General features: G+C 75.8%; 9 protein-coding genes. 6 read left to right on the forward strand and 3 right to left on the reverse strand.

The genetic code is table 11. From position 1 onward, the window contains the following. Positions 1-983, reverse strand: a 983-nt coding sequence (locus GC722_RS18545; RefSeq protein WP_231747882.1) for an ABC transporter ATP-binding protein, incomplete at its 3' end; no start/stop codon positions are given. Positions 984-1,108: 125 nt separating this feature from the next. On the opposite strand from GC722_RS18545, the gene GC722_RS14395 reads away from it, so the two are divergent. Together GC722_RS14395 and GC722_RS14400 are read left to right on the forward strand one after the other, a co-directional pair. Next, complete coding sequence (locus tag GC722_RS14395; protein ID WP_197430178.1) at positions 1,109-1,495, forward strand: DUF3099 domain-containing protein; 387 nt, start codon at positions 1,109-1,111, stop codon at positions 1,493-1,495. Continuing rightward, positions 1,492-1,695: an acetone carboxylase gene (locus GC722_RS14400; protein ID WP_197430286.1), complete on the forward strand. Its 204-nt coding sequence runs from the start codon at positions 1,492-1,494 to the stop codon at positions 1,693-1,695. Before GC722_RS14395 ends, GC722_RS14400 begins: the two co-directional genes overlap by 4 nt. Before the next feature lie 13 nt (positions 1,696-1,708). On the opposite strand, the gene moaA is transcribed toward GC722_RS14400, so the two are convergent. After that, positions 1,709-2,725: a GTP 3',8-cyclase MoaA gene (moaA, locus tag GC722_RS14405; RefSeq protein ID WP_156611331.1), complete on the reverse strand. Its 1,017-nt coding sequence runs from the start codon at positions 2,723-2,725 to the stop codon at positions 1,709-1,711. Positions 2,726-2,839: 114 nt separating this feature from the next. Between moaA and GC722_RS14410 the strand changes: the two genes are divergently transcribed. Genes GC722_RS14410 through GC722_RS14425 form a run of 4 tightly spaced genes read left to right on the forward strand, consistent with a single transcriptional unit; the run spans position 2,840 to position 5,567 of the window. Continuing rightward, the gene (locus tag GC722_RS14410) at positions 2,840-3,100 is read left to right on the forward strand and encodes a DUF6457 domain-containing protein (RefSeq protein WP_331714871.1); all 261 of its coding nucleotides are present in this window, start codon (positions 2,840-2,842) and stop codon (positions 3,098-3,100) included. A 19-nt stretch (positions 3,101-3,119) separates the two neighbouring features. Continuing rightward, positions 3,120-3,890, forward strand: a complete 771-nt coding sequence (locus tag GC722_RS14415) for an SURF1 family cytochrome oxidase biogenesis protein (protein WP_156611333.1) — start codon at positions 3,120-3,122, stop codon at positions 3,888-3,890. 31 nt (positions 3,891-3,921) lie between these two features. Then, positions 3,922-4,683 (forward strand): SDR family oxidoreductase, encoded by a 762-nt coding sequence (locus tag GC722_RS14420; protein ID WP_156611336.1) that lies wholly within the window; start codon positions 3,922-3,924, stop codon positions 4,681-4,683. Between the two features lie 8 nt (positions 4,684-4,691). Further along, positions 4,692-5,567, forward strand: a complete 876-nt coding sequence (locus GC722_RS14425) for a putative RNA methyltransferase (RefSeq protein ID WP_197430179.1) — start codon at positions 4,692-4,694, stop codon at positions 5,565-5,567. A gap of 10 nt (positions 5,568-5,577) precedes the next feature. On the opposite strand, the gene GC722_RS18550 is transcribed toward GC722_RS14425, so the two are convergent. Then, a partial coding sequence (locus GC722_RS18550) for an ATP-binding cassette domain-containing protein (protein WP_231747883.1) occupies positions 5,578-6,148 on the reverse strand: 571 nt, incomplete at its 5' end.

Genomic DNA, 6,148 nt, shown 5'->3' on the forward strand with positions numbered 1-6,148 from the left:
TCCAGGCTCACCCGCATCAGCTGCATCAGCGGCTGCTGCAGCCGGGCCTGCACGGTGGTGAAGGCGATCAGGGTGCCGGCGCTCAGCGCGGCTCCCCCGGCGAGGCCGCCCGTCACCATGAAGCCGGCCGCCAGGTAGATCAGCGCGGGCGTGATGGCGAAGAAGGTCTGCACCACGGCCATGAAGGTCCGCCCGGTCATCGCCTGCTGCACCTGCAGCAGGGTCTGCTCGCGGTTGGCCCGCCGGTACCGCTCGGTCTCGGCGTCGGCCCGGTTGAACACCTTGGCCAGCAGGATGCCCGAGACGCTCAGCGCCTCCTCCGTGATCGCCGTCATCTCCGACAGCGACTCCTGGGTGCGCCGGGCCAGCCGCTGGCGGCGCCGGCCCACCCGGACCTGGATCACCACGAACAGCGGCATCAGCACCACGGTGAGCACCGTCAGCGGCCACGACAGCAGCAGCATCGAGACGAAGGCGGCCGAGACGGTGACGGTGTTCTGCAGGATGGAGGTGGCCACGTCGGTCAGCACCGTGCGCACCCCGGCGACGTCGTTGGCGAGCCGGGACTGGATCGAGCCGGTGCGGGTGCCGGTGAAGAAGCCCAGCTCCATCCGCTGCAGGTGGGCGAAGAGGTCGCCGCGCAGGTCGGCCATGGCCGAGTTGCCGATCACGCTGGTCAGGTAGTTCTGGGCGATGCCGATGAGGGCGGTCACCAGCGGGATCGCCACCATCCCGGCCACCAGCCAGCCCAGCAGGCCGAGCCGCGGCGGGCCCCCGTCGAGGGGGAACAGCGCCCGGTCGAAGACCTCCTTGGTGAGGAAGGGCACGACGGCGGTGAGCGCCGCCGCGGCCACCACGGCCAGCACCACCAGCAGCATCCGCGCCCGGTAGGGGTGCAGCAGGGCGGCGATGCGGCGCAGCACGCCGCGGGCGGGGTGGGCGATCTCGGCCTCACCGAGGTGGGTGACCGTCAGCGGACGCAAACCGGGCCTCGCTCCTCCGGCGGACGGCCACCGGACCGGGCAGCGGACCGTCCGCCGCCGGGGCGACTCTACGCCCGGGCGCCGACAGCGAAGCCGGCGCTGCGGGCGGCGCGTAGGGTGGATCGGTGGTCTCCCGAGACAGCACCCCACCTCCCCTCATCACCGCGGCGGCGCAGGGACGCTCCGCCGACGCCTCGCGCCGGCAGCGCAACTACCTGATCATGATGGGCATCCGGGTGCTCTGCTTCGTCGGGCTGCTCTTCGCCCCCGGCAACACCAAGTGGTTCCTGCTGGCCGGGGCGGTGGTGCTGCCCTACGTCGCCGTGCTGGTGGTGAACCAGGGCGACCAGCGCAGCCACCGTCCGGCCGAGCTGGTCGAGCCGGGCCCACCCGTCCCCGACGCGCCGGAGCGGGTCGCGGTCGAGGCCGTCCCGGAGCTGATCGAGGGCGAGGTCGTGCCCGACGAGACGCCGCCGCGCCCCGCGCTGGGGTCCGGCGAGGACCGCCGGTGAGCGCCGGCGAGGCGGAGGGCACCACCTGCTCGGCCCGCGGCTGCGCCGCGGCCGCGGTGTGGGACCTGCGCTGGAACAACCCCAAGATCCACACCCCCGAGCGCCGCAAGCACTGGCTGGCCTGCGAGCAGCACCGGGACTCCCTCTCGCAGTTCCTCACCGCGCGGGGCTTCCTGCGCGAGGTCGAGCCGCTGGGCTGACCCCCGGCCCGCCTCAACCGCCGATGGCCGACATGGGGCGGTCGGGCTGCAGGAAGGTGGGGTCGTCGATGCCGTGCCCGGGACGCTTGCCGGCCACCACGGACAGCCAGCGCCCGGCGATCTCCTCGTCGTCGGCGCCGCCGCGCAGCAGCGGCCGCAGGTCGGACTCGGTGCGGGCGAACAGGCAGTTGCGCAGCTGCCCGTCGGCGGTGAGCCGGACCCGGTCGCAGGCCCCGCAGAAGGGCCGGGTGACCGAGGCGATGATGCCCACCCGGTGGGCGGTGCCGGCCACCCGGAACAGCTCGGCCGGCGCGCTGCCCCGCTCGGCCCGGTCGTCGACCAGCCGGTAGCGGGTGGAGAGGGCGGCGTGGACCTCCTCGGCGGTCACCATCTCCGCGCGGTCCCAGCCGTGCTGGGCGTCCAGCGGCATCTGCTCGATGAACCGCAGCTGGACCCCGGTGCGCATCGCCCACTCGAGCAGGTCGACGGCCTCGTGGTCGTTCACCCCGCGCATCAGCACCGCGTTGACCTTGACCGGGCCGAAGCCGGCGGCCACCGCCGCCTCCACACCGGCCAGCACGTCGGGCAGCCGTCGCCGGCGGGTGAGGCGGGTGAAGGTGTCGGGGTCGAGGGTGTCGAGCGAGACGTTGACCCGGTCCAGCCCGGCGGCCCGGAGCTCCTCCGCGCGGCGCGCCAGCCCGATGCCGTTGGTGGTCAGCGCGATCGACGGCCGCGGCCGCAGCGCGGCGACGTCGGCCACCACCTGGGCCAGGTCGGGGCGCAGCAGCGGCTCCCCGCCGGTGAGCCGCACCGAGGTGATCCCGAGCATGGTGACGGCCACCCGCAGCAGCCGGTTCAGCTCCTCGCGGGTGAGCAGCTCGTCGCGGGGCAGCCAGTCCAGCCCCTCGGCCGGCATGCAGTAGGTGCAGCGCAGGTTGCAGCGGTCCGTCAGCGACACCCGCAGGTCGGTGGCGACACGTCCGTGCCGGTCGCGCAGCGGGCGCGGCCAGGCGGCGGGGGTGGCGGACATGCAGCCGAGTCTAGGGACGGGCACCAGCGCCCGCCCCTCCTCCCCCCGCCCCGGACGTCACCGGCGGGCGTGGCAGGATCGGCTGGCGACCACCACCGACCCGAGGAGCACCGCGTGAACGAGGAGACCCGCACCCTCTTCCTGTGGCTGGCCGAGCTCTCCGACGAGCTCGGGCTCGACCTCGACCTGGGTGAGGACGACGTCCACGCCGTGCTGGACCTGGCCCGCGACGCCGCCCACCAGGTCACCCGTCCCGCCGCCCCGCTGACCACCTTCCTGGCCGGGGTGGCGGTCGGCCGCGGCGCCACCGTGGGCGCCACCACCGCCGCCGCCACCCGGCTGGCCCTCTCCCGCGACGAGACCCGCACCGTCTGAGCGGGGCTAGGCTGGCTCGGTGCAGCGGCTCTGGCTGCGCTGGCTGGTGCTGGCGCTCTTCGTGGCGGTGGTGGCGGTGGCCTTCACCAGCCTGGGGCGCTGGCAGCTGGACCGCCTCGAGCAGCGGCGGCACGCCAACGCCCACGTCGCCGAGCAGCAGCAGCTGCCTCCGGTCCCGGCCGGCCAGGCGCTGGGCCAGGAGGTCACCGACGCCGACCAGTGGCGGCGCGTCGAGCTGTCCGGCACCTTCGACGCCGAGCACCAGCTGGCCGTGCGGCAGCGCCGCAACGGCGAGGCGGCCGGCTACGAGGTGCTGACGCCGCTGCGCACCCCGGACGGTGCCGCCGTGCTGGTCAGCCGCGGCTTCGTCACGCTCGAGCAGGGCCAGCCCGTCCCGGACACGCTGCCGGCCCCGCCGGGCGGAGCCGTCACCGTGCAGGGCTGGCTGCGCCGCAACGAGCAGGGCCGCGACCCGCTCATCACCCCGATCCGCTCCTCCGTCCGGCTCGTGAACGCCCCGGCCGTGGCCGCCACGCTCCCCTACCCGGTGACCACCACCGGCTGGGTCGCCGCCTACGCGGTCGAGCCGGCGCAGCCCGGCGCGCTGGAGCCCATCCAGGTGCCGGCGCCCACCGAGGGCAACCACTTCTCCTACGCGCTGCAGTGGTTCGCCTTCACCGGCATCGCCGTGGTCGGCGTGGTGGTGCTGGTGCGGGGCGACCTGCGGGAGCGGCGCCAGGCCGCCGGGGCGGGCTCCGGCGGGCCCGGTCCCGGCCCGGACCCGGGCTGAGCCTCACGCCCGCGTCGGGCACACTGCAGCCATGGACCTGGGACTGACGAACCGCACCTTCGTGGTGACCGCCGCCTCCGGCGGCCTCGGCCGGGCCACGGCCGAGGTGCTGGTGGCCGAGGGGGCGAGGGTGGTGCTGGTCGCCCGGCGCCAGCAGGTCCTCGACGAGGCGGTGGAGCAGCTCGGCCGCGACCGCGCCGTGGCGCTGGCCGCCGACCTGGCCGAGCCGGACACGGCCGCACGGGCCTGCCGGCTGGCGCTGGACACCTTCGGCGGCCTCGACGGGGCGCTGGTCAGCGTGGGCGGGCCGCCCAAGGGCGCCGTGCTGGCCAACAGCGAGGAGGAGTGGCGCACGGCCTTCGACTCGGTGTTCCTGGCCGCCCTGCGGGTGACCCGCGCGGTGCTGGAGCACGCCACCCGCCCCGACGTGTCGCTGGCCTGGGTGCTGTCCAGCAGCAGCCGGCAGCCGCTGCCGGAGATGGCCATCAGCAACGGGCTGCGGCCCGGGCTGGGTGCGCTGGTCAAGCAGCTGGCCGACGAGGTGGGACCCCGGGGTGCGCGGGTGCTGGGGCTGATGCCGGGCACCGTGCTGACCGACCGGATCGACGCGCTGCACGCCGACCAGGCCGACCCCGAGGCCAGCCGGCGCCGGGCGGCGGAGGCCGTCCCGCTGCGCCGCCTCGGGGAGCCGGCCGAGTTCGGCCGGGTCGCGGCGTTCGTGCTCTCCCCCGCCGCCAGCTACCTGACCGGCTGCCTGCTGCCCGTCGACGGCGGCGCGCTGCGGGTCTCCTGAGCCGGCCGGTGCTGGCGGACGCACCCGGGGACGACCGGCGCGGGCTGGCGCTGGTGGCCGACCTGCTCCGCTGCCCGGTGACCGCCCACGAGGAGGAGGCGCCGCTCGCCGCGGACCCGGCCGGGCGCCGGCTGGAGTGCGGCGGCGGGCACCGCTTCGACCTGGCCCGGCAGGGCTACGCCAACCTGCTCGGGCACGCCCAGCAGGCCAACGCCGACACCGCCGACATGGTCGCCGCCCGCGAGCGGTTCCTCGGCGCGGGGCACTACGCCGCGCTGACCGCCGCGGTGGCGGACCGGCTGGCGGACCTGCCCGGGCGGGCCGCGGTGCTGGAGACCGGGGCCGGGACGGCGCACCACCTCGCCGGGGTGCTCTCCGGGCGGCCGGCCTGGCGGGGGCTGGCCACCGACGTCTCGGTGCCCGCCTGCCGCCGCGCCGCCCGGGCCCACCCGCGGCTCGGCGCCGTGGTGGCCGACGTCTGGCGGCCCTGGCCGGTGCGCACCGGCGCGCTGGACGCCGTGCTGGCCGTCTTCGCCCCCCGCAACGCCGAGGAGACCGCCCGGGTGCTCGCCCCGGGCGGGGTGCTGGTGGTGGTGACCCCCGAGCCCGGCCACCTGGCCGAGCTGCGGGCGGACGGGGCGCTGCTGGGGATCGAGGACAGCAAGGTGGAGCGGCTGCGCGCCCAGCTCGCCGGCCGCTTCGCCGAGGAGGAGGTCGTCGGCGTCCACCGGGTGCTGGACCTCGACGCCGGCGCCACCCGCGACCTGGTGGCGATGGGGCCCAACGGGCACCACCTGGGCGCCGAGGAGCTCACCCGGCGGTGGTCCCGCCCCACCCGGACGACTCTGCAGGTGCGGGTCGCCCGCTACTGCCGCACGGGCTGAGCGGCGACGCTCAGGCCAGCGAGATCAGCTCGGCGTACTCCGGGCTCCACAGGTCCTCGGTGCCGTCGGGCAGCACCAGCACCCGGTCCGGGTCGAGCGCCTCAACCGCCCCCTCGTCGTGGGTCACCAGCACCACCGCCCCGGCGTAGCTGCGGATGGCCTCGAGCACCTCCGCCCGCGAGGCCGGGTCGAGGTTGTTGGTCGGCTCGTCGAGCAGCAGCACGTTGGCCGCCGAGACCACCAGCATGGCCAGCGAGAGCCGGGTCTTCTCACCGCCCGAGAGCACGCCGGCCGGCTTGTCGACGTCGTCGCCGGTGAACAGGAACGAGCCGAGCACCTTGCGGACCTCGGTGTCGTTGAGGTCGGGCGAGGCCGAGACCATGTTCTCCAGCACGGTGCGGGAGGTGTCGAGGGTCTCGTGCTCCTGGGCGTAGTAGCCGATCCGCAGCCCGTGGCCGGGACGGATCTCGCCGGTGTCGCTCTGCTCCAGACCGGCCAGGATCCGCAGCAGGGTGGTCTTGCCGGCCCCGTTGAGCCCCAGCACGACCACCTGGGAGCCGCGGTCGATGGCCAGGTCGACG

Origin of the sequence: Auraticoccus cholistanensis (assembly GCF_009742705.1) — a bacterium.
In the GTDB taxonomy this organism is placed as follows: domain Bacteria; phylum Actinomycetota; class Actinomycetes; order Propionibacteriales; family Propionibacteriaceae; genus Auraticoccus; species Auraticoccus cholistanensis.

Coding starts and splice junctions, on each gene's coding strand:
- moaA (WP_156611331.1), bottom strand. CDS start 2,725: ATGTCCGCCACCCCCGCCGCCTGGCCGCGCCCGCTGCGCGACCGGCAC.
- GC722_RS14420 (WP_156611336.1), top strand. CDS start 3,922: ATGGACCTGGGACTGACGAACCGCACCTTCGTGGTGACCGCCGCCTCC.